23 protein-coding genes are annotated in these 25,326 nt (G+C 73.1%); 9 read left to right on the forward strand and 14 right to left on the reverse strand.

Translation table 11 applies throughout. The features are described from left to right. Nucleotide 1: 1 nt before the first annotated feature. Together ACWDAS_RS18775 and ACWDAS_RS18780 are read left to right on the forward strand one after the other, a co-directional pair. Complete coding sequence (locus ACWDAS_RS18775) at nucleotides 2-994, forward strand: ketopantoate reductase family protein (protein WP_450391863.1); 993 nt, start codon at nucleotides 2-4, stop codon at nucleotides 992-994. After that, complete coding sequence (locus ACWDAS_RS18780; protein ID WP_450391865.1) at nucleotides 991-1,509, forward strand: NUDIX domain-containing protein; 519 nt, start codon at nucleotides 991-993, stop codon at nucleotides 1,507-1,509. Before ACWDAS_RS18775 ends, ACWDAS_RS18780 begins: the two co-directional genes overlap by 4 nt. Here the strand turns inward: ACWDAS_RS18780 and ACWDAS_RS18785 are convergent. After that, a complete protein-coding gene (locus tag ACWDAS_RS18785) occupies nucleotides 1,491-3,290 on the reverse strand; it encodes a gamma-glutamyltransferase family protein (protein ID WP_450391868.1) in 1,800 nt (599 codons plus the stop codon). The two genes, ACWDAS_RS18780 and ACWDAS_RS18785, sit on opposite strands and share 19 nt — an antisense overlap. Nucleotides 3,291-3,370: 80 nt before the next feature. Here ACWDAS_RS18785 and ACWDAS_RS18790 point away from each other — a divergent pair, with 80 nt between their 5' ends. Both ACWDAS_RS18790 and ACWDAS_RS18795 read left to right on the forward strand, forming a co-directional pair. Further along, nucleotides 3,371-4,150, forward strand: coding sequence for a nucleotidyltransferase domain-containing protein (locus ACWDAS_RS18790; protein ID WP_450392133.1), 780 nt, complete (start codon nucleotides 3,371-3,373; stop codon nucleotides 4,148-4,150). Between the two features lie 52 nt (nucleotides 4,151-4,202). After that, nucleotides 4,203-4,949: an SIR2 family NAD-dependent protein deacylase gene (locus tag ACWDAS_RS18795; protein ID WP_450391871.1), complete on the forward strand. Its 747-nt coding sequence runs from the start codon at nucleotides 4,203-4,205 to the stop codon at nucleotides 4,947-4,949. A gap of 111 nt (nucleotides 4,950-5,060) precedes the next feature. Here ACWDAS_RS18795 and ACWDAS_RS18800 read toward each other — a convergent pair whose 3' ends face one another. From ACWDAS_RS18800 to hydA, 6 genes are read right to left on the reverse strand one after another with little or no spacing between them, the layout of a single operon-like run. Continuing rightward, nucleotides 5,061-6,044, reverse strand: coding sequence for an aldo/keto reductase (locus tag ACWDAS_RS18800; RefSeq protein WP_450391874.1), 984 nt, complete (start codon nucleotides 6,042-6,044; stop codon nucleotides 5,061-5,063). 10 nt (nucleotides 6,045-6,054) lie between these two features. Beyond that, the gene (locus ACWDAS_RS18805) at nucleotides 6,055-7,506 is read right to left on the reverse strand and encodes a phytoene desaturase family protein (RefSeq protein WP_450391877.1); all 1,452 of its coding nucleotides are present in this window, start codon (nucleotides 7,504-7,506) and stop codon (nucleotides 6,055-6,057) included. Then, nucleotides 7,503-8,321, reverse strand: a complete 819-nt coding sequence (locus ACWDAS_RS18810; protein WP_450391879.1) for an inositol monophosphatase family protein — start codon at nucleotides 8,319-8,321, stop codon at nucleotides 7,503-7,505. Before ACWDAS_RS18810 ends, ACWDAS_RS18805 begins: the two co-directional genes overlap by 4 nt. Nucleotides 8,322-8,378: 57 nt before the next feature. Beyond that, nucleotides 8,379-9,917 (reverse strand): NCS1 family nucleobase:cation symporter-1, encoded by a 1,539-nt coding sequence (locus ACWDAS_RS18815; protein WP_450391881.1) that lies wholly within the window; start codon nucleotides 9,915-9,917, stop codon nucleotides 8,379-8,381. Between the two features lie 17 nt (nucleotides 9,918-9,934). Continuing rightward, a complete protein-coding gene (locus ACWDAS_RS18820) occupies nucleotides 9,935-10,957 on the reverse strand; it encodes a TIGR03842 family LLM class F420-dependent oxidoreductase (RefSeq protein WP_450391884.1) in 1,023 nt (340 codons plus the stop codon). Nucleotides 10,958-10,974: 17 nt separating this feature from the next. Then, entirely contained in the window at nucleotides 10,975-12,381 is a 1,407-nt protein-coding gene (gene hydA / locus ACWDAS_RS18825; RefSeq protein WP_450391887.1) for a dihydropyrimidinase, read from the reverse strand. Between the two features lie 293 nt (nucleotides 12,382-12,674). On the opposite strand from hydA, the gene ACWDAS_RS18830 reads away from it, so the two are divergent. Continuing rightward, complete coding sequence (locus ACWDAS_RS18830; protein WP_450391890.1) at nucleotides 12,675-13,430, forward strand: hypothetical protein; 756 nt, start codon at nucleotides 12,675-12,677, stop codon at nucleotides 13,428-13,430. Beyond that, nucleotides 13,427-14,266: an endonuclease/exonuclease/phosphatase family protein gene (locus tag ACWDAS_RS18835; protein WP_450391892.1), complete on the forward strand. Its 840-nt coding sequence runs from the start codon at nucleotides 13,427-13,429 to the stop codon at nucleotides 14,264-14,266. Before ACWDAS_RS18830 ends, ACWDAS_RS18835 begins: the two co-directional genes overlap by 4 nt. Before the next feature lie 57 nt (nucleotides 14,267-14,323). Here the strand turns inward: ACWDAS_RS18835 and ACWDAS_RS18840 are convergent, their stop codons facing one another. The 4 genes from ACWDAS_RS18840 to ACWDAS_RS18855 all read right to left on the reverse strand — a co-directional run bounded on the left by ACWDAS_RS18840 (nucleotide 14,324) and on the right by ACWDAS_RS18855 (nucleotide 18,838). Next, nucleotides 14,324-15,625 carry an aspartate aminotransferase family protein gene (locus ACWDAS_RS18840; protein ID WP_450392135.1) on the reverse strand — a complete coding sequence of 434 codons (1,302 nt, stop codon included), beginning with the start codon at nucleotides 15,623-15,625 and terminating at the stop codon, nucleotides 14,324-14,326. A gap of 14 nt (nucleotides 15,626-15,639) precedes the next feature. Then, nucleotides 15,640-16,485 (reverse strand): nitrilase-related carbon-nitrogen hydrolase, encoded by an 846-nt coding sequence (locus ACWDAS_RS18845; RefSeq protein ID WP_450391895.1) that lies wholly within the window; start codon nucleotides 16,483-16,485, stop codon nucleotides 15,640-15,642. Nucleotides 16,486-16,615: 130 nt separating this feature from the next. Continuing rightward, nucleotides 16,616-18,058 carry a hypothetical protein gene (locus ACWDAS_RS18850; protein WP_450391898.1) on the reverse strand — a complete coding sequence of 481 codons (1,443 nt, stop codon included), beginning with the start codon at nucleotides 18,056-18,058 and terminating at the stop codon, nucleotides 16,616-16,618. Nucleotides 18,059-18,244: 186 nt separating this feature from the next. Next, nucleotides 18,245-18,838, reverse strand: a complete 594-nt coding sequence (locus ACWDAS_RS18855) for a CGNR zinc finger domain-containing protein (RefSeq protein WP_450391901.1) — start codon at nucleotides 18,836-18,838, stop codon at nucleotides 18,245-18,247. A gap of 94 nt (nucleotides 18,839-18,932) precedes the next feature. Here ACWDAS_RS18855 and ACWDAS_RS18860 point away from each other — a divergent pair, with 94 nt between their 5' ends. Beyond that, on the forward strand, nucleotides 18,933-19,679 hold the full coding sequence (locus tag ACWDAS_RS18860; protein ID WP_450391903.1) for a phosphodiesterase: 747 nt from the start codon (nucleotides 18,933-18,935) through the stop codon (nucleotides 19,677-19,679). Here ACWDAS_RS18860 and ggt read toward each other — a convergent pair. Then, nucleotides 19,661-21,475: a gamma-glutamyltransferase gene (gene ggt, locus ACWDAS_RS18865; RefSeq protein ID WP_450391904.1), complete on the reverse strand. Its 1,815-nt coding sequence runs from the start codon at nucleotides 21,473-21,475 to the stop codon at nucleotides 19,661-19,663. The two genes, ACWDAS_RS18860 and ggt, sit on opposite strands and share 19 nt — an antisense overlap. 88 nt (nucleotides 21,476-21,563) lie before the next feature. Between ggt and ACWDAS_RS18870 the strand changes: the two genes are divergently transcribed. Then, complete coding sequence (locus ACWDAS_RS18870; RefSeq protein ID WP_450391906.1) at nucleotides 21,564-22,319, forward strand: hypothetical protein; 756 nt, start codon at nucleotides 21,564-21,566, stop codon at nucleotides 22,317-22,319. Between the two features lie 54 nt (nucleotides 22,320-22,373). Here ACWDAS_RS18870 and ACWDAS_RS18875 read toward each other — a convergent pair whose 3' ends face one another. Then, a complete protein-coding gene (locus tag ACWDAS_RS18875) occupies nucleotides 22,374-23,276 on the reverse strand; it encodes an SGNH/GDSL hydrolase family protein (protein ID WP_450391909.1) in 903 nt (300 codons plus the stop codon). 209 nt (nucleotides 23,277-23,485) lie between these two features. Between ACWDAS_RS18875 and ACWDAS_RS18880 the strand changes: the two genes are divergently transcribed. Then, nucleotides 23,486-25,096, forward strand: coding sequence for a CocE/NonD family hydrolase (locus tag ACWDAS_RS18880; protein ID WP_450391912.1), 1,611 nt, complete (start codon nucleotides 23,486-23,488; stop codon nucleotides 25,094-25,096). Nucleotides 25,097-25,099: 3 nt separating this feature from the next. On the opposite strand, the gene ACWDAS_RS18885 is transcribed toward ACWDAS_RS18880, so the two are convergent. Then, nucleotides 25,100-25,324: a hypothetical protein gene (locus ACWDAS_RS18885; protein ID WP_450391915.1), complete on the reverse strand. Its 225-nt coding sequence runs from the start codon at nucleotides 25,322-25,324 to the stop codon at nucleotides 25,100-25,102. Nucleotides 25,325-25,326 lie beyond the last annotated feature (2 nt).

Raw genomic sequence — 25,326 nt, forward strand, 5'->3', positions numbered from 1 at the left:
TGTGCGATACATCGTTGTGGGGGCGGGCGCCGTCGGCGCGACCATCGGCGGCAGGCTGCACGAGAGCGGGCACGACGTCGTCCTGGTCGCGCGGGGAGCGCACCTGGAGACGCTGCGCGAACGCGGGTTGACGCTGCGGACGCCGGACGGGACGCTGTCGCTGCCCGTCCCTGTGGCCGACGGTCCGGGCGGGCTCGCCCTGCGCGAGGACGACGTGCTGGTCCTGGCCGTGAAGACGCAGGACACGGCGGCCGCCCTCGACGCCTGGGCCCCGGTGGCGGACCGCCTGCCGCTGATCTGCGCCCAGAACGGCGTCGCCAACGAGCGGATGGCGCTTCGCCGCTTCCGCGACGTGTACGGGATGTGCGTGTGGCTGCCGTCGACCCACCTGGAGCCCGGCGAGGTGGTCGCCCCGTGCGGGCCGCTGACCGGCATCCTCCACCTGGGGCGTTATCCGCACGGCACGGACGACCTCGCCGGCGCCGTCTCCGCGGACCTGGAGAAGTCGTCCTTCGCCGCCCCGGTCGTGGCCGACGTGATGCGCTGGAAGTACGCCAAGTTGCTGTCGAACCTCGGCAACGCCGTCGAGGCGCTGTGCGGCGGCTGGGACGACACGGCGGCCGACCTCCTGAGGCGGGCGAGGGCCGAGGGCGCCGCGGTGCTGCAGGCCGCCGGCATCCCGTACGCGAGTGAGGAGGAGCAGGCCGCGGTGCGCGGGGACCGGGTGAGCCTGCGGCCGGTCGACGGGTTCGCCCGGGGCGGCGGCTCGTCATGGCAGAGCCTGACCCGGGGCACCGGGAGCGTCGAGGCTGACTGGCTCAACGGTGAGATCGTGCTGCTGGGGCGGCTCCACGGGACGCCGGTTCCGGTCAACGAGGCGCTGCGGCGGCTCGCGAACCGTGCGGCGCGCGACCGCCGCGCCCCCGGGAGCCTGGACTCCGCGCAGGTGGCCGCCGCGGCCGAGGGCCGCGACCCCCTAGGTTGGGGAGGGTGACGACCACCGATTTCGCCGCGTACATCGACAGCCTGCCGAAGATCCTCGCCGGGGCCAGCACGCTCTTCCGTGACGCCGAAGGCCGGATCCTGATCGCCGAGACCACCTACCGCGAGGACGGCAAGTGGGTGCTGCCCGGTGGCACCGTCGAGTCCGCCGACGGCGAGACGCCGCGCGAGGCGGCGCGCCGGGAGACGCTGGAGGAGGTCGGGCTGGACGTCGAGCCGGGCGCGCTGCTCGTCGTGGACTGGGTGCAGGGGCCCGGCCGTCCGCCGCTGGCCTCGTACATGTACGACGGCGGTGTGCTGGACGAGGCCGCGCTCGGCTCGATCGTCCTGCAGGAGGAGGAGCTGTCGGCGTGGCGCATGGCGACGCCCGAAGAGGCCGAGGAGTACCTCTCCCCCGGCCTCTACCGCCGGGTCCGCGCCGGCCTGACCGCGCTGGAGGACGGCGCGGGCGCCGTCGAGCTGGTCAACGGCCGCACTCCGGCGCAGGGTCAGCGGCCCACGGCGTAGCCCTGCATGCCCCGGGGATTGGCGGCCGAGGACAGGACGCCGGTCTCCGGATCGCGGGCCACGGCGCACAGACGGCCCTCGGACCAGGGCGCGCCGACGGTGACGTCGTGGCCGCGGCGGCGGAGCCCGGCGACGACGGACTCCTCGAAGCGGCTCTCGACGGTGACGCTGCCCGGGCGCATCTCACGGGGGTGGAAGGAGCTCGGGAAGCTGTCGTTGTGCCAGTTGGGCGCGTCGATGGCGCCCTGGAGGTCGAGACCGCCCCGGACGCGCGCGCGCAGGGCGACCCCGAGGAAGAAGTGCAGCGACCACTGGTCCTGCTGGTCGCCGCCCGGGGTGCCGAAGGCCATCACCGGGACGCCGTCGCGCAGCGCGAGCGACGGGGTCAGCGTGGTGCGCGGACGGCGGCCGGGGGTGAGGGAGTTGGGCAGCCCGGGCTCCAGCCAGGTCATCTGCAGGCGGGTGCCGAGGGGGAAGCCGAGCCCGGGGATGACCGGGTTGGACTGGAGCCAGCCGCCGCTGGGGGTCGCGGCGACCATGTTGCCCCAGCGGTCGACGACGTCGAGGTGGCAGGTGTCGCCCCGGGTGGCGCCGTTGTGGGCTACGGTCGGCTCGCCGACGCCCATGGCGTCGAACCCGGGCGCGGCGGCGGGGTCGTGGAGCGGGAAACGGGGCAGCCGGGGCGTGCGGCCGCCGGGGCTGCCGGGGCGCAGCTCGTGGGAGGCCTTGGCCTCGTCGACGAGGGCGCGCCGCGCGTCGTTGTAGGCGGGTGACAGCAGCTCGGCGAGGGGGACGTCGTCCTGGGCGTCGCCGTACCAGGCCTCGCGGTCGGCCATCGCGAGCTTGGCGCCCTCGATCAGGGTGTGCACATAGTCGGCGGACCCGTACTCCAGGCTTCCGGGGTCCTCCGGCAGCAGGGCCAGTTGCTGCAGGAAGGCCGGGCCCTGGCTCCACGGGCCGGCCTTGCAGACCGTCCAGCCGTTCCAGTCGTACGTCACCGGATCCTCGTGGCGCGCCTCGTACGCCACGAGGTCGTCGCCGGTCAGGGTGGACACGTGGCGCTCGCCCGTGGTGTCCATCGCGGGCCGGGCGGCGTGGGCGGCTATCGCCTCGCCGATGAAGCCCTCCCGCCACACCCTCCGGCCCGCCTCGATCTGCGCCTCCCGGCCGCTGCCCGCGGCCTCCGCCTCCCGCAGCAACCGCCGCCAGGTGGCGGCGAGTCCGGGATTGCGCAGCAGCGCTCCCGGCCGGGGCGGGCGGCCGCCCGTCAGGTACAGCTCCGCCGAACTCGTCCACTCCGTCTCGAACAGCGCCCGGACGGAGGCGACCGTGGCGCCGACCGCCTCCACCGCGGGATGGCCGTGCTCGGCGTAGCCGATGGCGTACGACAGCACCTCGGCGAGCGGCTTGGTGCCGTGGTCGCGCAGCAGCACCATCCACGCGTCGAAGGCGCCGGGCACGGCGGCCGCGAGCGGCCCCGTACCGGGGACGAAGTCCAGGCCCAGCGCCCGGTAGTGGCCGACACTCGCCCCGGCCGGTGCCGGGCCCTGCCCGCAGAGCACGCGCACGGGGCCGCCCGCGGGCGCGACGATGATCGGCACCTCGCCGGCGGGTCCGTTGAGGTGCGGTTCCACGACGTGCAGAACGAATCCGGCGGCCACCGCCGCGTCATAGGCGTTGCCGCCGCTCTCCAGCACGGCCATCGCCGACTGCGAGGCGAGCCAGTGGGTGGAGGATGCCATGCCGAAGGTGCCCTGCAAGGTGGGCCGGGTGGTGAACAATTGGATACTCCTCACGCCGGGGGTGCTCCTACACTCGCACGGTGCCCCATGAACCTTTCCCCGCACCCCCTGTGTCGTCGATGGCGGAGACCCTGGCCCGGGTCCCCGGTGTCGTCGGCGTGATGCTGGGCGGCAGCCGGGCGCGCGGCACGCACCGCCCCGACTCCGACTGGGACCTCGGCGTCTACTACCGCGGCGAACCCGACCTTCCGGCGCTGGCGGCGCTCGCCGCCGAGGTGACGGGCGAGGCGGTCGAGATCGCCGGCCCCGGCGGCTGGGGGCCCTGGGTCAACGGCGGGGCGTGGCTGCACGTCGACGGTGTGCAGGTCGACTGGATCCTGCGGGACCTGGACCGCGTGCAGCGGGTGTGGGACGACTGCCGCGCCGGCCGCTACGAGGTGGGCGTCCAGGCCGGCCATCCGCTGGGCTTCTGGTCCCCCGGGTACCCCGGGGAGGTCGCCCTCGGCCGCGTCCTGGCCGACCCGGCGGGTGAGCTGACCGCGCTGCGCGAGCGGACGCTGGTCTACCCGGAGCCGCTGCGCGAGACCCTCGTCGCGGCCTCCTGGGAGGCGGACTTCCTGGTCGTGAACGCCCGCAAGTCCGCGGCCGCAGGGGACGTCCTGCACGCCGCGCTCTGCCTGTCCCGGGCGGTCGGGGTGCTGGCGCAGTCGCTCCACGCCCACCACCGCGTCTGGTGCCTCAACGAGAAGGGCGCCCTCGCCGCCGCCGACGCCCTCCCGGACACCCCCGCCGGCTTCCGGGCCCGCGCCGAGGCGGTCCTGTCCGGCCTCGGCGCTCCCGTCGGGGCGGTGGAGGACGCGTCGGCCCTGGTCGCGGAGGTACGGGCGGCGCTGGGCTGACCCGGGCGGAAACCGTTGGCCGCGGCTACCCCGGTCTGCGTACGCTCGCCACATGAGCGCGAAGAAGCCGCTTGTCGCGATTCTCAGCGGCGCGGGGATCTCCACCGACTCCGGCATCCCGGACTACCGGGGCCCGAACGGGCTGTGGCGGCGTGATCCGGGCGCCGAGAAGCTGGTGACGTACGAGCACTACATGGCCGACCCGGAGATCCGCCGCATGTCGTGGCAGATGCGCCGGAACAGCCCGGCGCTGGGGGCGCGGCCCAACGAGGCGCATGCCGCGATCGTCCGGCTGGAGCGGTCCGGGGTCCCGGTGCGCGTGATCACGCAGAACGTGGACGGGCTGCACCAGATGGCCGGGCTGCCCGAGCGCAAGGTGCTGGAGCTCCACGGCACGGCCCGCGCCGTCGTGTGCACCCGGTGCCACGACCGCGCGCCGATGGCCGAGGCGCTGGAACGGGTCCGGGAGGGCGAGGAGGACCCGGCGTGCGCGAAGTGCGGCGGGATCCTGAAGTCGGCGACCGTCATGTTCGGGCAGCGGCTGGACCCGGTGGTGCTGGGCAACGCGATGGCCATCGCCAAGGGGTGCACGGTCTTCATCGCGGTCGGCAGCAGCCTCCAGGTGCAGCCGGCGGCGTCGCTCGCAGGGATCGCGGCGGAGCACGGGGCGCGGCTGGTGATCGTCAACGCCGAGCCGACGCCGTACGACGAGTTCGCGGACGAGCTCGTGCGCGAGCCGATCGGGTCCGCGCTGCCCGCGCTCCTGGACGGGATCGCCCTGGAGGCGCAGGCGGGTTGACGCGGCCGGCCGGCGAGCCGGCCCCCGTCACGGGCCCTTACGTCCGTCCGGGACCGCCCGTGCCCCGGACGGAAACGTCCGGGGGCACGGGCGACGTCCGTCCCGCGGCGGCTACCAGCGGTGGTGGACCTGGGCGCGGATCCGCCGGTCGTAGAGGTCCCGCACGGCGTCCAGCGTGCTCTGCGGCAGCGGCGGCAGGGCGGCGGCCGCTGCGTTGGCGCGGGCCTGCTCGACGGAGCGGGCGCCGGGGATCACGGTGGTGACGCCGGGCTGCTGGATGATCCAGCGCAGCGCGGTCTGCGCCGGGGTCGCTCCCTCGGGGGTGAGGGCGGAGAACTCGGCCGCGGCCTCCAGGCCGGTCTCGTAGTCGACGCCGGAGAAGGTCTCGCCCTGGTCGAAGGACTCGCCGCGGCGGTTGTAGGTGCGGTGGTCGTCGGCGGAGAAGACCGTGTCCTTGGTGTAGCGGCCGGACAGCAGGCCGGAGGCGAGCGGCACTCGCGCGATGATCCCCACCCCGGCCTCGGCCGCGGCCGGCAGGACCTGCTCCAGGGGCTTGAGGCGGAAGGCGTTGAGGATGATCTGCACGCTCGCGACACCCGGGCGGGCGATCGCGGTGAGCGCCTCCTCGCAGGTCTCGACGCTGACGGCGTAGGCGGCGATGCGCTGCTCCTCGACGAGGGTGTCGAGGGCGTCGAAGACCGCGTCCGAGGAGTAGACGGCGGTCGGCGGGCAGTGCAGCTGCACGAGGTCGAGGGTGTCGACGCCGAGGTTGGCCCGGGAGCGGTCGTTCCAGGCGCGGAAGTTGTCCAGGACGTAGTTCTCCGGGACCTGGGCGACCCGGCGGCCCATCTTCGTGGCGACGAAGATCCCGGCGTCCGGGCGCTCCCGCAGGTAGCGGCCGATCAGCTGCTCGCTGCGGCCGTCGCCGTAGACGTCCGCGGTGTCGAAGAGGGTCACGCCCTCCGCGACGGCCGCGTCGAGGACGGCCAGTGCGTCCTCCTCGCGGACGTCGCCCCAGTCGGCACCCAGCTGCCAGGTGCCGAGACCGACGACGGACACCTTGCGGCCCGTCCTGCCCAATACGCGCTGCTCCATGCTCGCGATGCTAGTCGCTGCCCGGGCGAAGCCGTGCCCGGGCCGTGCCTTCCAGGTGCCGGCGGACCGCGCGGGCCGCGTGGTGGCCGGACATGCCGTGGACGCCCGGTCCGGGCGGGCTGGCGGAGGAACAGAGGAAGACACCGGGGCGGGAGGTGGTGTACGGGTTCCACCTGAGCTTGGGGCGGAAGGCCGTCTGGAGGCCGGCGAAGGCGCCGCAGCCGAAGTCGCCGCCGACGTAGTTGGCGTTGCGGGCGGCGAGTTCGGCCGGACCGCTGACCGCCCGGGCGAGGACGAGGTCGCGGAAACCGGGGGCGAAGCGCTCGATCTGCCGCTCGACGGCCTCGGTGGCGTCGCCGCGCCAGCCGTTGGGCACGTGGCCGTACGCCCAGAAGACGTGCTTGCCCTCGGGGGCGCGTCCGGGGTCGACGAGGCTGGGTTGCGCGGTGATGAGGAACGGCGCGCGCGGCGGCTGCCCGCCGACCGCCCGGTTCAGGGCGTCGCCGATCTCGCCGAGGGTCGGCCCGAGGTGCACGGTGCCGGCCCGCCGGGGCTCGGCGGCGGTCCAGGGCACGGGACCGTCCAGGGCGTAGTCGATCTTCCAGGCCGATGGTCCGTAGCGGTAGTTCCGGTACGCGTCGCCGAGCCCGGCGATGCGTGCCAGCGCGGTCGGCGAGGTGTCGAAGACGTACGCGCGGGCGGGCGGCAGCTCGTCGAGCTTGCGGACCATGACACCGGTGTGGATGGTGCCGCCGAGCAGCCGCAGATAGGAGGCGAGGGCGTCGGAGAGGGCCTGGGAGCCGCCGCGCGGGAGCGGCCAGCCGACCTCGTGCCCGGAGACCGCGAACATCAGCGCCGTCGCGCCGGTGAGCGGGCTGGTCAGCGGGGCCACGGCGTGGGCGGCGAGGCCGGCCAGCAGCCCGCGGGCCTTCTGGCCGTGGAAGAGCCGGGCGAGCACGGCCAGCGGCGGCAGCCCGGTCAGCCCGAGGCTCGCGAAGCGCAGCGGGTCGCGCGGCAGGCCCTGCCACTGGGGGCGCAGGAAGTCGTGGGCGAGGGTCTTCCAGCGGCCGATGTACGGGGCCATGAGCCGCCGGTAGGTGCCGGCGTCGCGGGGTCCGAGGGAGGCGGCGGTCGCTCCCACGGTGCGGTCCAGCACCGCCGCGGTCCCGTCGTCGAAGGGGTGGGCGAGCGGCAGCTCGGGGTGGAGCCAGTGCAGGCCGTGGTCGGCGAGCGGCATCGCGTTGAAGGCGGGCGAGCCCGCGCCGAACGGGTGGACGGCGGAACAGGGGTCGTGGAGGAAGCCCGGCAGGGTCAGTTCCTCGGTGCGCGCGCCGCCGCCGACCCGGTCCCCGGCCTCGAAGACCTCCACGGAGTACCCGGCGCGGGCGAGTTCGGCCGCGGCGGTGAGGCCGTTGGGCCCGGCGCCGACGACGATCACGTCCGTGATGTGCGCCCTGCTCATCGGCCACCCGCCATGAGGTCCACGATGCGTCGCGCGGTCGCCTCGTCGCGCGCCACGGAGAAGGGGAAGGTGTTGCCGCCGCCGATACGGAAGGGCGCGCCGTCGGCGGTGACGCTGGCGCCGCCGGCCTCGGCGACCAGCAGCACCCCGGCCGCGTGGTCCCAGGGGGACTCCCAGGTGAAGGCGACGGCGTCGATGGCGCCCCGGGCGACCTCCAGGTAGTCCAGCCCGGCGCAGGTGCACTGGCGGGCCTCGACGCCGCCGCTGCCGAGCCCCTCGAACCGGCGCCGTTCCTGTTCGTCGAGGAAGGCGAACTGCGAGGTGGCGACCTTGAGCACGGGCTCTCCGGTGTCGCGGGCGGTGTGGATCGGCTCGCCGTTGAGCAGGGCGCCCCCGCCGCGCCGGGCGGTGGCCATCAGGGCCAGCTGCGGCACGTACGTCCAGGAGGCGTGGACCTCGCCGCCCCGGGCGAGGGCGACGAGCGTGGCGAACTCGGGCCTGCCGGCGACGAAGTTGGCGGTGCCGTCGACGGGGTCGACGATCCACACCGGGTCGTCGCCGCCGATGCGCCGCAGGACACCGGGGTCGGCGTGCACCGCCTCCTCCCCCACCACGACGGAGCCGGGCAGCAGCGCCTGGAGCTCCTCGGCCAGCCGCAGTTCCGCCTCGCGGTCGGCGACGGTGACCAGGTCCCCCGGTCTGGTCTTGTGGCTGATGTCGGCGGCGCCCAGCTGCCGCCAGCGCGGCACGACCTCCGCCTCGGCGGCCGCGCGCACCGTGTCCTCGACCGCCTTGAAGAGTGCGTCATCGATCACTCCTCCATCAGACCAGATCGCCCGCGGCGCCGCGCACCCGCGGTGGCTTTGGCGGGTTCACGCCGGGTGCGGGGCAGGCCGCGCCCTCCACATGAGGGCGGTGTAGATCACCAAGGAGGTGCCCAGGCCGACCGCCCAGCCGTAGTCGGCGAGCGGTTTGAGCAGCGGGATCAAACCGTCGACGGGGAACGGCCGCTGCTTGTGGCCCTTGGCGTCGACGGTGGAGTAGGAGCCGCCGATCGCCAGCAGCCCTCCCACGGCGAGGGCGAGCACCGCCCGCCAGTTCCAGCCACCCCGGTACCAGTAGTGTCCGGCGCCGGCCTCGTACAGCTCGGGCAGGAGCAGGTGCGTGCGGCGGATGACCCAGTAGTCGGCGATGAGGACGCCGGCCACGGTGCCGAGGACACCGCCGACCACGCCGAGCCAGGTGAAGATGTACAGCTCGGGGGTGGAGGTCAGCTTCCACGGGAAGATCAGCACCCCGACGACGCCCGTGATGAGCGCGCCGGTGCGGAAGTCGATGTGCCGGGGCGCGAGATTGGACAGGTCGTACGCCGGGGAGACGACGTTGGCCGCGATGTTGACGCTCAAAGTGGCGACCAGCACGGTCACGAGCGCGTACAGCAGCCCGATGACGTTGTCGGTCTTGCCGGCCAGCTCGACCGGGTCCCAGATGGCCTCGCCGTAGACCGCCTCGGAGCCGGAGGTGACGAGCACCGACAGGACGGCGAAGAAGGTCATCGTGGTGGGCAGGCCGAGGGTCTGGCCCCAGACCTGGGCGCGCTGCCCGGCCCCGAAGCGGGTGAAGTCGGGGATGTTGAGGGAGAGCGTCGACCAGAAGCCGATCATGCCCATGAGGGCGGGGAAGAAGACCTTCCAGAAGTCACCGCCCCAGCCGAGCGCGGAAGGCTGGTTCAGCAGTTGTCCGAAGCCGCCCGCCTTGTTCGTGATCCAGATCAGCAGGACGACGGCACCGACGAGGACGAAGGGCGCGGCCCAGTTCTCGAAGCGGCGGAGGGTCTCCATGCCCCGGTAGATGATGGCGAGTTCCAGGGCCCAGAAGGCGATGAAGCAGACCCACAGCGTCCACGGGTACCCCGCGACGTGGGCCGCACCGGTCCAGCCGCCCCAGATCTTGCCGAGCAGGACGAAGATGCCCTGGCCGCCGATCCAGGTCTGGATGCCGAACCAGGCGCAGGCCACGGCGGCGCGCAGCATCGCGGGCAGGTTGGCGCCGCGCACCCCGAAGGACGAGCGGGCCAGGACGGGGAAGGGAATGCCGTACTTGGGTCCCGCGTGGCCGGTCAGCAGCATCGGCACGAGCACGATGACATTGGCGAGGGCGATGGTGAGCACCGCCTGCTTCCAGTCCATGCCGAGGGCGACCAGGCCCGAGGCGAGGGTCCAGGACGGGATGTTGTGCGCCATGCCGATCCACAGCGCGGTGAAGTTGTAGGTGGTCCAGTGCCGTTTGGCGACCGGGATCGGCAGCAGGTCCTCGTTGGCGTAACGGCCGTGCGGCGCGGCCGCGCCGACGGGGAGTTCGACGCGGCCGCCGGGGTGGGTGATCTGGGCCGGCGGTGTGGGGACCTGCATGGGCGTGGTGCTCCCCCTCAGCCGCGGAAGGCGGGGATGACGGTGGAGCCGTAGGCGTCGATGGTCGCCTCCTTGGCGTCGTGCATGTCGTAGACCGCGAACTGGTCGACGCCGAGGGCCTGGAGGGCGCGCAGCTTCTCGATGTGCCGCTCGGGGGTGCCGAGGAGGCAGAAACGGTCGACGATCTCGTCGGGGACGAACGCGGTGTCGGGGTTCCCCGAGCGGCCGTGGTGCGAATAGTCGTACCCCTGACGGGCCTTGATGTAGTCGGTGAGGGCGTCGGGCACGGAGGCGGAGTGCTCGCCGTACTTGCTCACCAGGTCGGCGACGTGGTTGCCGACCATGCCGCCGAACCAGCGGCACTGCTCGCGGGCGTGGGCCAGCGCCCGCGGCGAGTCGTCCTCGGTGACGTAGGCGGGCGCGGCCACGCAGATCTTCACCTCGGACGGGTCGCGCCCCGCGGCGACCGCGGCGTCCTTGACCGCCCTGACCATCCACTCGGTCAGGTAGACGTCGGCGAGCTGCAGGATGAAGCCGTCGGCCTTCGCCCCCGTGATCGCCAGCGCCTTCGGCCCGTACGCGGCCATCCACACCGGGAGCTTCGCACCCTCCTTGATCCAGGGAATGCGGATGACGGTGCCGCTGCCGAGGTCGGCCTCACGGCCCTCGGCGAGTTCGCGGATGACGTGCATCGCGGCTTCGATGCGGGCGAGGGTGTTGGGCTTGCGGCCCGCGACGCGCATCGCGGAGTCACCGCGGCCGATGCCGCAGATCGTGCGGTTGCCGAACATCTCGTTGAGCGTGGCGAAGGTGGAGGCGGTCACCTCCCAGGTACGGGTGCCCGGGTTGGTGACCATGGAGCCGACGACCAGCCGTTCGGTGTTCGCCAGGATCCGGCTGTAGATGACGAAGGGCTCCTGCCACAGCACGGCCGAGTCGAAGGTCCAGCCGTGGGTGAAGCCGTTGCGCTCGGCGCGCCGCATCAGCTCGACGACCTCCGCGGCGGGCGGGTCCGTCTGCAGGACGAGTCCGAAGTCCATGGGGCCACGTGCCTTTCTCAGACGAGGTACTGGCAGGTGCCACGCGGGGTGTACTGGCCGTGGCCGGCCCGTCCGACGTACTCGCGGTTGTCGATGACGGCCTCGCCGCGGGAGAGGACGGTCTCGACCCGCCCCGTGATCCGTTTGCCCTCGTAGGCCGAGTAGTCGACGTTCATGTGGTGGGTCTGCGCGGACATGACCTGCTCGGCGGCCGGGTCGTAGATGACGATGTCGGCGTCCGCGCCCGGCGCGATCGTGCCCTTGCGCGGGTAGAGGCCGAACATCCGCGCCGGGGTCGCGCAGGCGATCTCGATCCAGCGACGGCGGCTGATGCGCCCGTCCACCACGGCCTGGTGCAGCAGGTCCATCCGGTTCTCCACCCCCGGCAGACCGTTGGGGATCTTCGAGAAGTCCCCCCGGCCCAGTTCCTTCTGGCCCACGAAGCAGAACGGGCAGTGGTCGGTCGACACCACCTGCAGGTCGTTGGTGCGCAGCGCCCGCCAGAGGACCTCCTGGTGCTCCTTGGGGCGCAGCGGCGTGGAGCAGACGTACTTGGCGCCCTCGAAGTCCGGCTCGGCGAGGTTGTCCGTGGACAGGAACAGGTACTGCGGGCAGGTCTCCCCGAAGACGTTCAGCCCGTGGTCCCTGGCGACGGCGATCTGCTCGACGGCCTGCTGCGCGGAGACGTGGACGACGTACAGCGGGGAGCCCGCGACCTGGGCGAGCCGGATGGCGCGGTGGGTCGCCTCGGCCTCGAGGAGTGCGTGGCGCACCTCGCCGTGGTAGCGGGGGTCGGTCTTGCCGGCGGCCAGCGCCTGCTCGACCAGGACGTCGATGGCGATGCCGTTCTCCGCGTGCATCATGATCAGGCCGCCGTTGTCGGCGCCGCGCTGCATGGCCCGCAGGATCCTGCCGTCGTCGCTGTAGAAGACGCCCGGGTAGGCCATGAACAGCTTGAAGCTGGTGACGCCCTCCTCGACGAGGATGTCCATCTCCTTGAGGGTGTCCTCGTTGACGTCGGAGAGGATCATGTGGAAGCCGTAGTCGATCGCGCACTGCGCGTCGGCCTTGGCGTGCCACGCGTCCAGGCCGCCGCGCAGCGACTCGCCCACCGACTGGACGGCGAAGTCCACGATGGTGGTGGTGCCGCCCCAGGCGGCCGCCCGGGTGCCGGTCTCGAAGGTGTCCGAGGCGAAGGTGCCGCCGAAGGGCAGCTCCATGTGGGTGTGCGCGTCGACACCGCCCGGGATGACGTACTTGCCGGTGGCGTCGATGACGCGGTCGGCGGACGCGGTCCAGCCCTGTGCCAGGTCGGAGTCGTGCGAGGCGAGGGCGGTGACCCGGCCCCCCTCGACGAGAACGTCGGCGTGGATCTCCTCGGCGGCGGTGACGACCAGTCCGCCACGGATGACGATGCGGCTCATGCTCCCACTCCTTCCAATGGCTGAGGGCGGGGTCCCCGGAGACCTCGATGCCATGTCAGAACGGCTCTACGCACGTAGACCCCGCCATGGTGGAAAACGTATGACCCGTTACCCACGGTGGCAATACCACTGCTGTCAATCGACGGGGACGATCGCGTTTCCTCCGCACCCCCGCAAGGCGAACGTTCACAATATGCCATGAACCGGGCGCGAGGGTCTGCATACGGCGACGTGCGAAATCGCGTTGCCCCGTCGCGGTGGCACGCCCAGGATGAGCGGATGAGGGATCCCGCGTGCGCCTGAGACTGCGTCACTTCCGCGCGCGCACGGGCCCGGTGGAGCACCGCGTCGTGCAGCCCTGGCATCCGCTGCGCCACACTGCGCTCACCGACCCGGCCGGGTACGGCTTCCTGGTCGGCGACCACGCGGGGCTCTCGGCACTGGCCGGGCTGTTCTCCTTCGCGGCGTACTCGCGGCACACCCTCGTCCACGTCCCGCTGCGCGGCGGCGTCCCCCTGGACGAGGAGGCGTACCTGGAGGCGTGCGGCGGCCGCGTCGACCTCGTACTGGCCCACCACTCGCTGGGCCTGCGGGCGAGCGCGTGGCCCCGCCTGCGCCGCCGGCTGACCGGTGGGGTGCCCCTGACGGTCCGTACGGACGAGGCGCGGACGGAGCGCGACGGCGACGTCTGGTGGCAGCAGTACGGGCGTACGGGGGCGCGCGACCGGCTGCGGCCGGTCGGTCATGCCCGCACGCTGTTCCTCATCGGCAGTCGTGGCACGTTCGCCTTCGCGGCCGCGCAGTTGGCGTGGGCGGCCGGCTGGGGTCCGCGCCAGAAGGGCGTGGTGAAGGGCCACGCGGCGCTGGTGGCCAGCCTCACCCCACTCCTCGCGCCCGGCGACGGATGGCGCGGGCCCGAGATCGACATCGCCTTCAAGGCCTATCCGCCGTACGCCCACTTCCGCAGACCGGGCCTGCCGCACCGGCGAGGTGACTGCGCACCATCCATACCCGTCGACCCCCGCCCCCGCCTATTGTCGGGCGGATGAGGCTCGCGACCTTCAATGTGCTGCACGGCCTGCCGATCAGGGACGGCAAGCCCGCCCCTCTCCCTACCGGTGTCGCGGCCGGGGAGCCGCTCGCCCGGGCCGTCGCCGCCCTGGACCCCCATGTCCTCGCGCTGCAGGAGCTCGACCGCTTCCAGGAACGGTCGGGCCGGGAGGACCAGGCCGCGGTCGCCGCGGCGGCGGCGGGCGCGCGGGAGTGGCGGTACGCGTCGGCGGTGCACGGCCGATTGGTGCCGGGCACCGGATGGGTGCACGACCCGGCCGAGCGCGGGCTCCGCGTGTACGGGCCGGAGGAGGCGGCGGCCGGGGCAGGCGGGCCGTCGCACGGGATCGCGCTGCTCACCCGTCTCCCGGTGCGGCAGTGGCGGGCCCGGCGTCTGCCCCCCGCGCCCCTGGGTCTGCCGCTGAGGGTGGCCGGGCGGCCCGGGCTCGCGGTGGTCACCGACCAGCAGCGGTGCGCGCTGGCCGCCGTGCTGGAGGGCGAACGCGGCCCGTTCACCGTGGTCGCCGTGCACCTGTCCTTCGTCCCCGGCTGGAACACCGGCCAGTTGATCGCCGTCCGCCGCTGGATCGCCGGGCTGCCCCGGCCGCACCTGCTCCTGGGCGATCTCAATCTGCCGGGCCCGGTGCCGGCCCTGGTGCTGGGCGGGGCCTGGCGGGCTCTGGCCCGTGCGCGCACCTACCCCTCGCACCGTCCCACCGTGCAGTTCGACCACGTGCTGGCGTCGGGGGTCCGGCGGGAAGCCGTGCGGGCCGTGACGACGCCGCAGGTTCCGGTCTCCGACCACCGGCCGCTGGTGGCCGACCTGGCGCTCTGACCGCGGCGCCCGGGCCGGGAGGCCGGGGCCGCTGGGCCCCGGCCTCGTGACGCGTGGTCAGGCCGGGCCGTCGCCCAGCTCGCTCTGCGCCTGCTTGAGCGCGGACTCCAGGACCGAGGCCCCTTCCTCCGCCTCGCCGACGGTGAGGGAGAGCGGTGGGGCGATACGCAGCGCGTCGCCGCTGCGGCCGCCCTTGCCGATCAGCAGGCCCCCTTCACGGGCGGCCTCCAGAACCAGGGTCGCGGCGGCCGGCGAGGTGAGCTCGATGCCGAGCATCAGCCCGCGGCCGCGCACCTCGCGGACCACCGGCAGCCCGGCGGAGATCGCCTCGAGCCGCGACTTGAGGAGGCCGCCGACCCGCCGGGCATTGCCCTGCAGGTCGTGGTCGAGGAGGTACTGGAGGTTGGCCAGCGCGCCGGCCGTGGTGATGGGGCTGCCGCCGAAGGTAGAGATGGAGTTGGAGGTCAGGCAGTTCATCACCTCGGCGCGGGCGACGACGCCGCCCATGGACAGACCGTTGCCCACGCCCTTGGCGAAGGTGAGGACGTCCGGTGGGCCGGAGCCCTCGTGCGCCTGCCAGCCCCAGAAGTGCTCGCCGGTACGGCCCCAGCCGGTCTGCACCTCGTCGGTGATCCAGAGGATCCCGTGCCGGTCGAGGACCTCCTTGAAGGCGGCCAGCAACCCGTCCGGGCCCGAGGTGAAGCCGCCGACACCCTGGATCGGCTCGGCGATCAGGGCGGCGACCTGGCCGTTGGCCTGCCCGAGCATGTCCTCCAGGTCCGCCACGCACGCCGCGGTGAACTCGGCGTCGGACAGGTGCGCGTACGGGCCGCGGTGGCGGACGCCCCCGTGCACGTACAGCGTCTGCAGCGGCGACAGGCTCGTCGGCGACCAGGAGGTGTTGCCGGTGATGCCGATCGCGGAGAAGGAACGGCCGTGGTAGCTGTTGCGCAGCGCCAGGATCTGGTTGGACTTCCGGTACGTGGTGGCGAGCAGCAGCGCGGTGTCGTTCGCCTCCGTGCCGGAGGTGGTGAAGAAGACCCGTGCGTCCGGGATGCCCGACAGGCGGGCGATGCGCTCGGCGAGTTCCACGGCCTGGGAGCTCAGGTAGAGCGTGGAGGAGTGCAGGATCTTCCCTGCCTGCTCGCGGATCGCGGCGGTGACCTCCGGCAGGGCGTGCGCGGTCATGGTGGTGAGGATGCCGCCGAAGAAGTCCAGGTACTGCCGGCCCTCGGCGTCCCAGACGTGGCGGCCCTCGCCGTGGGTGATCTCGATCGGCTCCCGGTAGTAGGTCGCCAGCCACTGCGGCATCACTGCCTTGTGGCGGGAGTGGAGCGCGCTGTGCGGGTTCTCGGTCATGGTCATGGATGAGATCACGCCTCCGTCAGGGTGCCGTAGGCGTCAGGGCGGCGGTCCCGGTAGAAGGCCCACTGCTGGCGCACCGCGGGGATCAGGTCGAAGTCCAGGTCACGCACGATCAGTTGTTCCTCCTTGTCGGAGGCGACGTCGCCCACGAACTGGCCGCGCGGGTCGACGAAGTAGGAAGTGCCGTAGAAGTCGTTGTCGCCGTAGTCCGGTTCCTGGCCGACCCGGTTGATGGCGGCGATGTAGTACTCGTTGGCGACGGCCGCCGCGGGCTGCTCCAGCTGCCACAGGTACGAGGACAGCCCGCGGTGGGTGGCCGAGGGGTTGTAGACCAGCTGCGCGCCGGCGAGGCCGAGGGCCCGCCAGCCCTCGGGGAAGTGCCGGTCGTAGCAGATGTAGACGCCGACCTTGCCGACGGCGGTGTCGAACACCGGCCAGCCCAGGTTGCCGGGCTTGAAGTAGTACTTCTCCCAGAAGCCCTTGACCTGCGGGATGTGGTGCTTGCGGTACTTGCCGAGGTAGCTGCCGTCGGCGTCGATCACGGCAGCGGTGTTGTAGTAGAAGCCGTCCTGCTCGATCTCGTAGACCGGCACGACCATCACCATGCCGGTCTCACGGGCGAGGGCCTGCATGCGCTGGACGGTCGGCCCGTCCGGCACCCGCTCGGCCCACCGGTAGTTCTCGGCCTCCTGCACCTGGCAGAAGTAGGGGGAGTTGAACACCTCCTGGAAGCCGATCACCTGGGCGCCCTGCGCGGCCGCCTCGCGGGCGTGCTCCTCGTGCTTCGCGATCATCGACTCGGTGTCACCGGTCCACGTCGCCTGGACGAGCGCGGCGCGTACGACATTGGGCATGACAGCTCCTTTGACGCGAGGTCACGCCGGAACGGCGGGCTGGTCTACGCACGTAGATCCGGCGCTGGGACGAACGTAAGAGCCCACAGCCCACTGTGGCAATACCGGAGCCGTTACTCAACGAAGCCGATCAGATTTCACGGTCGGGCAGACCCGCTCGGCGCAGTGCGGCGGCCACGTCGCGGCGTTTGGACACCGACACCAGTCCCGCCGCGTCCAGGAGCGGGCCGACGAGGTCGTAGCGCTCGTACGCGATGCCGACCGCCGTCTCCGGGCTGCGGGCGCGGACCAGGGCCACCAGCAGGGTCAGCGCCCGGTCCCGGTGCCCGGCGTCGCACAGGGCGGCCGCGGTGCCGGCGACCTCGGCGGCGGGCCGGGCGGCCGCCTGGTGCAGCAGGGTGCGGCTGTCGTCGCCGCGGCCGGCGGCGTCCAGAGCGGTCGCGGCGTCCGCCAGGCGGTGCGGCGGCTGGGCGGCCAGCTCCCACAGCAGGGTGGCCACGTCGGCGGCCAGTCCCGACCGCTCCAGCGCGGCGGCGAGCTCGGGGACGTCCTCGGGTGGACCGGCCACTGCCTCGCTCATCAGGACGTACGCCTCGCCGCTGCGGCCGGTGCGGCGCAGCTCCGCCATCCGTACCGCGGTCGTCCGGGCGACCTCCCTGCGGGCCTGCGCCTCGCGGGCGTCCGCGCGCCGGTGCTCGGGCTCGCGGGCATGGACCGTGCCCTGGTCCGCCGCGCCGGCGAAGCGCGCTCCCCGGGGGCCGGGGGACCCCGCGGGCTCCTCCGGCGCCGCTGCGACAGGTGGCGCGACCACGTCCGCCTCGGGCGCCCCCGCGAACCGGGCCCCGCCGTAGCGCGCGCCGCCGCGGGAGCGCTCCTTGCGCGCGCGGCCGAAGGACCGCTGGGGCGCCGGTGCCTGTGCGGGGGCGCCGTCACCGGGGCCGGGTGCGGGGGCCGGGCCGTCGCCCTCCGGGCGCGGGGGCGCGACCGGGGCACGGGGCGCCGGCACGCTGGGGGCCGGGTTCCCGGGCGGGCGGAACCACTCGTCGAGGAAGGCGGGACGGGAGCGGACCGCGTCGAGGCGCGCCTGGACCTCCCCGCAGCGCGCGACGGCCCGTTCCCGGTCGTCGCGGGCCCAGGCGAGGTCGTTGGCGAGGCGCTCGGCCTCGGCGGGGGTGGCGGCGCTCCGCAGCGCTTCCGCGACGTCGCGCTCGCGCACCACCGTGTACTGCCGTTCACCGAGCAGGGCGTCGAGCCGGGCGCGCAGCGCCGCTTCGCCGCCCGGGGCTGCGTCGTGGGCGGCGACCGCGGCGGCGTGCAGCTGCCGCGCGGGCGCCACCACCGCCTCCCCCAGGTGGGTGCCGCGTACGGCGGCGACGTCCTGGAGCAGGGCGAGGACGACGTCCCACGGCGGGACGTCGGCGCCGTCGAGGTAGGCCCGTACACCGTCGGGATCGCGTTCGGCGAAGACCGCGAACCAGCCGGGCGAGTCGCCGGCTGCGGCGGCAAGCCCCCGGAGGTACTGGGCGAACTCGCTTACTGACGCCGTGACTTGGCTGCGCGGCCCGCGTTCCACTGTCGCTCCTCCCTGTCCGCCGCCGGGCGGCGGAAGCGTGTGGTCCGCCTGGCATTCGACACCAGTTGTGTTACGGGAGCGCTACGGAGAGTTTTCACTCCGGGAGCGGAGGCTGCACGGGCGCCCGCACCCCGCGCGGAGGTGCCGCGGTGCGCCCCCTGTCGCGGGGGACGGCCGGGAGGGGCCTCAGTCCTGAACCGCCTCCGGGTCCCGGCGACGGTAATGGCGGGCGACACGGGCGCGGTTGCCGCAGGACGGCTTGCACCACTCCTGACGGCCATGGGATTTGACGAAGTACCGGACGCACCGGGGCGCGGTGCACGCCCGCAGCCGCTCGCGCTGCGGGCCGGCGAGGAAGTCGACAGCGGCGCGCGCGAGTTCGGCGACGACCCGGGCGGCAGGATCGGCCGGGCCCACGGCGGGAATCAGCCGGGCCACGGGGGCGGCCTCCGCCGTCCAGTCGAGGCGCGGGACTACGGGCAGCCGCGCCGCCGCGGCGTTGAGGCGCACGACGGCCTCCTCGACGGGCATGAGGCGGTGGGCATCGGCCGAGCTGGGCGGGCCGGGCGCGACAGCGCGGGCGAAGAGGGAGCGTACGGCGCGGCGGAGGGCCAGGACGTCGACGAGCACGGCCTCGTCCGCCACGAAGTCGCCGGCATCGGGCAGGCGTTCACGGACCCACGCGGTCAGCGCGCCGGCATCACCGAGGTCGTCGGCGACGCCTCCGTCGCCGTCGTGCCGGATGGTGCTCGCCAGTTCCAGAGCCACGTAGCGCTCCACGGCGCCCACCCTCCTCTTGATCGTCCGCCGATCACACTCTACCGTTCTAATGGTTAAAGCGAAATTAAGCATTAAGCTTGGAGGGGAGCGGCCCATGCTGCTGGCTCACATCAGCGACCTGCATCTCGACGGCACCGATCGCGCGACGGAGCGCGCCACCCGCGTCATGGCCTACCTGCGCGGTCTCCACCGGCCGCCGGACGCGCTGCTGGTCACCGGGGACATCGCCGACCACGGCGCTCCGGCCGAGTACGAGGAAGCCGCCCGCATCCTGGCCGCACCGTTCCCGGTGCTGCCCTGCCCGGGCAACCACGACCGGCGCCCCGCCTACCGCAAGGCACTGCTGGGCGAGGCCGGGACGGAGGGACCGGTGAACCGGGCGCACCTCGTCGCCGGGACGGCGGTCCTGATGTGCGACTCCACGATCCCGGGCGAGGACGACGGGCTCCTGGACGAGGAGACCCTGCAGTGGCTGTCCGCGACGCTGGACGGCCTGGCCCCCGGGACCCCCGCGCTGGTGGCCTTCCACCACCCGCCCGTCGCGCTGCACCATCCGCTGCCCGACGGCTACCGGCTCGGCCGGACACGGGCCTTCGAGGAGCTGCTCGCCTCGCACCCCGAGGTGGCCGCCGTCCTGACCGGGCACGCGCACACGCCCGCCGCCACGACCTTCGCCGGGCGGCCGCTGATCGCCGCGCCAGGGGTGACGTGGACGCTGCGCATGCCGTGGGAGGGTGAGGCGGAGGGCTCCGTGGCCGACCGTTCGGCGCCGCCCGGCGTCGCCTTCCACGTGCTGGACGACGAGCGGCGCCTGACGACCCATTACCGCGTGGTGCTCTGAACCACCATCGCCGAGCCGCCGCCGCGGCGCACCGTCTCGGCGGCCGCGAGCCAGCGCCCGTCCGGCAGCCGCTGGACGCCGGTGGCGGCGCCGATCTCGCCCGCGTCGGCGAAGCTGTGACCGATGTCCTTCAGCTCCGCCGCCACGTCACTGGCGAGGAAGGCCGGCTCGACCTGGGTGGTCGCGGCGTTGCGCTGACTGGCGCGCGGCGCCGCGATCGCGTCCACCAGCGGCATCCCGCGGTCGACGTGCTCGGTCAGGACCTGCAGCACGGTGGTGATGATCGTGGCGCCGCCGGGCGAGCCGAGCACGAAGTCGACCCGGCCGTTCTTCAGCACGATGGTCGGCGACATCGAGGAGCGCGGCCGCTTCCCGGGACCGGGGAGGTTCGGGTCGTGGACCGCGGGGCTCGCCGGGACGAACGAGAAGTCGGTCAGCTCGTTGTTGAGCAGGAAACCGCGGCCGGGGACCGTGATGGCGCTGCCACCGGTCTGCTCGATGGTGAGGGTGTACGAGACGACGTTGCCCCACTTGTCGGCGACCGTGAGGTGCGTGGTGTTCTCGCCCTCGTACGTCGCCGGGGCGGCCTTGCCGCCGTCGGCGCAGCGCGCCGGATGCGCCGGGTCGCCCGGGGCGACCGGGCTGGTCAGCACCGCGTCGTCCTTGATCAGGCAGGCGCGGGAGTCGGCGTACGCCTGGGACAGCAGACCGGCGGTCGGGACCTTCTCGAAGGCCGGGTCGCCGACCCAGCGGCCGCGGTCGGCGAAGGAGATCCGGCTGGCCTCGAGGAAGCGGTGCAGATACTGCGCCTCGGAGAGCCGGGACAGCTTCCCGGTCCGTTCCAGGATGTTCAGCGCCTCGCCGACCGTGGTGCCGCCGGAGGAGGAGGGGGCCATGCTGTAGACGTCCAGCCCGCGGTACGACACGTGGGTCGGGCTCTGCGGCTTGGCCTTGTAGGCCTTGAGATCCGCCGTGGTGAGGTCGCCGGAGCGGACGACCCGCGTCGCGGCCGGGTCCACCGGGGGCTTGCGCACGGTGTTCACGATGTCGGCGCCGATGCCGCCGGTGTAGACGGCGGAGACGCCCTTGCGGCCCAGCTCGGCGTACGTGCGGGCGAGATCGGGGTTCTTGAGGGTGGAGCCGACGGCCGGGAGCTGCCCGCCGGGCAGGAAGAGCGCGGCGGTCGCCGGGAAGTCCTTGAAGCGCGCCTGATTGGCCTCCGTCTGGCTGCGGAACGTGGCGTCGACGGTGAAGCCGTCCCGCGCGATGCGCTCGGCGGGCCGCAGCACGTCGTCCAGGCTGCGCCTGCCCCAGGTGCGCAGGGCGGTGTCCCAGGTCGCGGGGGTGCCGGGGACACCGACGCTCAGTCCGCTGGTCACGGCGTCGTTGAAGGCGAGTGGCCGGCCGTTCTCGACGAAGAGCCGGTCGGTGGCGCTCTTCGGGGCCGTCTCCCGGCCGTCGATCGTGTACACCTTGCGCTGGTGGGCGTTGTAGTAGACGAAGTAACCGCCGCCGCCTATGCCCGAGGAGTACGGCTCCGTGACGCCCAGGGCGGCCGCGGTGGCGACCGCGGCGTCCACGGCGTTCCCGCCGCGCCGCAACACCTCGATGCCGGCGGCGGAGGCCTCGGCGTCGACGCTGGAGACCGCGCCCCCGTAGCCGACGGCGAGCGGGACCTTGGCCGGTGGCGCGTCCCGGGCCGGGGCCGCCGGTCCGGGCGGGGCCGCGGCCACCGACAGGGCGGCCGTGGCGGTTACGGCGAGCAGCGACAGACTCCGTACAGCGTGACGACGCATACGTGGACCTCCACTGGGGCGACCGTCCCGGCAGCCTAACTCCACCCCGCCTTCCTCGTCAGGAACGCCTCAACTACGATCCCGGCCCATGAGCGACGACGTGCGCAACATCGTCCTGGGACTGGCCGCCAGTGGTATCAGCGCCGCGCTGGGCTGGTTCGTCCGCGCGTATCTGTGGCGGCGCGGGCTCCGCCGCAAACAGCGCTTCTTCGGACTGCCGACGGGCTCCGAGTGCCTGCTGGTGGTGAACCGGGACGCGGGCTCGACACGGGGGTGGAGCGTGGCGCGCCATGACGTGTTCGCGCTGATCGAGCTGTCGGCGCTGATCAAGGAGTGCGGGGCGCACGCCGAGATCCTGCCGCACGACTCGGCGTGGCAGGGCTTCGGCGCACGGACGGAGTTCTGCATCGGCGGCCCCATATCGAACCAGCGCATGGCGGCCCACCTGCGCTCCATGCTCCCCGGATTCGAGGTCAACGACTTCACCGGACCCGCCGCCGACCAGGGCGCACTCACGGTGGGCGGTGAGACCTATCGCATGGAGAAGGGGCGAGTGGAGTACGTCCTGCTGGCGCGGCTGGCCGCCGACGAGAACACCGGGAACAGCCGCCCGGTCTTCCTCGCCTCCGGCCAGCGCGGGGTGAACAATCAGGCCGCCGTCCGCTACCTGAGCCGCCACCATCAGCGGCTGTCCCGCAAGTACGGGGTGGACGGCACCTTCTGCCTGCTGCTGAAGGTCATCAACTCCGAAGCCTACGGACCCGACGTGGTGGAGGTCGTCGCCGACGTCACGCGCGAGGCCAGGACCCCCGTCGGCCGCCCGGTGGCCGTGACCGCGGAATGACGGCCGCGGGCCGCACGGGTGCCGCGGGGGCGGGAACCCCCGCGGCACTGCCGGTCATATACGGCCACGCACGCAGAGCCGGTCCAGGACGGCGTCGGCCATCGCCTGCTCGCCCAGCGCGTTGGGATGGGCGGGCGCGGCCGGTACGGCCGGCGTGAGCGGCTCGATCCAGCGGACGCCCGGCGCGGTGCACATGTCATGGCCGACGGTCGGGGTGTATGTGTCGACGTAGGTCGCGTGCGCGGCCTTCGCGCGCCGGGCCAGCATGGCGTTGAGCCGCTTCTCGGTGTCCCGGAGGTAGGCGAAGTCCCCGTCGGCGAACGGCACGGCCGGGCGGCAGCCGACACCGCTGTCGGGGAGCAGGGCCGGGTAGCCGACGACCACGACGCGGGCCCGGGGCGCACGGTGCCTGACGGCGTCCAGCACGGCGTCGATCTTCGGGGCCGTCGCCTCCACCGCGGCCCGCAACTGGTCGGTGCCGCCCGCCGTGTAGTACTTCTCGCAAGGGTTGCCGGCCGGATCGGCGGCCGCGGCACCGGCACAGGTGCGGATGATGCCGCCGAAGCCGATGTCGTTGCCGCCGATCTGCAGGGTGACCAGGGTGGTGCGCCGGTTCAGGGCGTCGAGCTGCGGCGGGTTGCTGCCCTGCGCCTTCCACATCTCGGCGGTGGTGGCCCCGCCGCAGCTCACATCGGTGAGGGTGGCGCCTCTCAGCCGCTGGGCCACCAGCGAGGGGTAGTTGTGGTTCGAGCGGGCGCAGTTGGCGTCCACCTGGTCGGGGATGAGCGGTCCCGACGTGTACGAATCCCCGAGCGCGACATACGCGTCCCGGTGGCCATTGCCGTGATCCTGGCCGTGCTGCGTGTGCGCGGTGGCCGGAACCGCGCTCACGCCGGTGAGCACAAGTGCGGCCGAGGCCGCTGCCGTTCCCAGAATCGATGCACGTCCGACACCCATCGGGCCCTCCCCCTGTCGACGCTGACGGGTTCAGATTCGGCGCCGTGCGTGGCCGACGTCAATGGATGTGCCGGAAGTTCGCTCGACGGACTGACGTTCCCTCAGCCCGGGAGAATTGTTACCAGTGCGTAACACGCAGCCCTATTACCAGCGGTAAGCGGCTCTGGTTACTCTCCAGTCACTTTGTCACGGGGACATCTGGAGCCGCCATGAGAACGCCTCGCACCGCGGCGGGAACGTTTTCCGCCGTCCTGCTCGCCACCACGGCACTGGGCATCGCGGCTCCCGCCGCGCACGCGACGCCCGTCGCCGGCCCGAGTGCCTCGGCCCCCGCGGCCGGCACCTCCTCCTCCACCGCTTCCTCCTCATCCTTTCGCTTCGTCGACATCCCGGGAGCCGGCGGGATCACCCTCAAGGGGAACGTCTTCACCCCTTCGAGCCATGACGCTGCCGAGCGCCACCCCGTCGTCGTCCTGCCCAGCAGTTGGGGCCTGAACGACCTGGAGTACCTGGCCCAGGCCCAGAAGCTCGCCGACTCCGGCTACGTCGTGGTGAGTTACACCGCGCGCGGCTTCTACCTGTCCGGCGGGAAGATCGACGTCGCCGGGCCGCTCGATGTCGCGGACATCTCGAAGGTCATCGACTGGACGCTCGCCAACACGCCCGCCGACCCCGACCGGATCGGGATGGCGGGCGTCTCCTACGGCGCCGGGCTGACCCTCATGGGCGCGGCGCACGATCCGCGCGTGAAGGTGGTCGCGGCGCTGAGCGGCTGGGCGGACCTCACCGAGTCGATCTACGGCGGGCGCACCCAGCACCTGCAGTCCACGCTGCTGCTCGGGGCCGCCGGCTACCTCACCGGCCGGCCGAGCGCCGAGTTCCAGCAGGTCCTCACCGACTTCCTGGCCTCCGACTACGACCAGGAGGACGAGCTGATCGCGTGGGGCAGGATGCGCTCCCCCGGTACCTACCTCGACCGGATCAACGCCAACGGCACCGCCGTCATGCTGGCCAACGCCTGGGGCGACACCATCTTCTCGCCCAACCAGCTCGCGTCGTTCTACGACCGGCTGACCGTCCCCAAGCGCCTGGAGTTCCGCCCCGGCGACCACGCGACCGCAGAGATACCCGGCCTGCTCGGCCTGCCCAACGACGTGTGGTCCGACACCCGCCGCTGGCTCGACCACTACCTCAAGGGCGAGGACAACGGCATCGACAAGGAGCAGCCGGTCCGCCTCGCCTCCCGCAGCGGTGGCGGCTACGAGGGCTACGGCAGCTGGTCGGGCGTACCCTCGACCACCCGGAGACTGGCCCTGGACAGCACCCGCCACATCACCGCGAACATCGACTCGGGCGCGGACGGCGGCATCATCTTCCTGTCCTCGCTCGCCGACCAGATCGCCCAGGCACCGCCGGCCGTCTCCGTCCCGCTGCTGCCGCGCGCCTTCGCCGCGGTCTGGAAGAGCCCGCGGTACGACGCCGCGCAGCAGGTCCGCGGCACCCCCGTACTGCACACCACGGTGACCCCCTCGGCCTCCCGGGGCACCTTCATCGCCTACCTCTACGACGTGAACTCCCTCGGCGTCGGCAAGCTGGTCAGCCACGCCCCGTACACCTTCACCGACCGCACTCCGGGCTCCCCGTTCGGCGTGGACCTGGAGCTGTACTCCACCGCCTACGACGTCCCCGCCGGGCACCGGCTCGCCGTGGTCGTCGACACCGTCGACCCCCTCTACATCGAGCACAATCCGGCCTTCTCCGGGCTCACCTTCTCATCCCCCGCGGATGATCCGTCGTGGCTCTCCGTGCCGCTTCGCTGAGCGTCACTCCCGTGGCGTGCGTACCTCGGTACGCAGCCATGGCGGGACGCTCGACCGCAGCACGGGTGCCGTGGACTCTCCCTTCGCCACACGGGTCACCGGTGCCGGGACGGCGGTGGACTGGGAGGCCTCGACCGTGACGACGACCGCCCCGCCGGCCATCGCCGGGCGGCTGGGCATCACCACCGGCGACCCGGTGGTGATGACCCGGTACGAGTACCTGGCCAACC

The sequence above is a fragment of the Streptomyces sp. NPDC001070 genome (assembly GCF_053598835.1).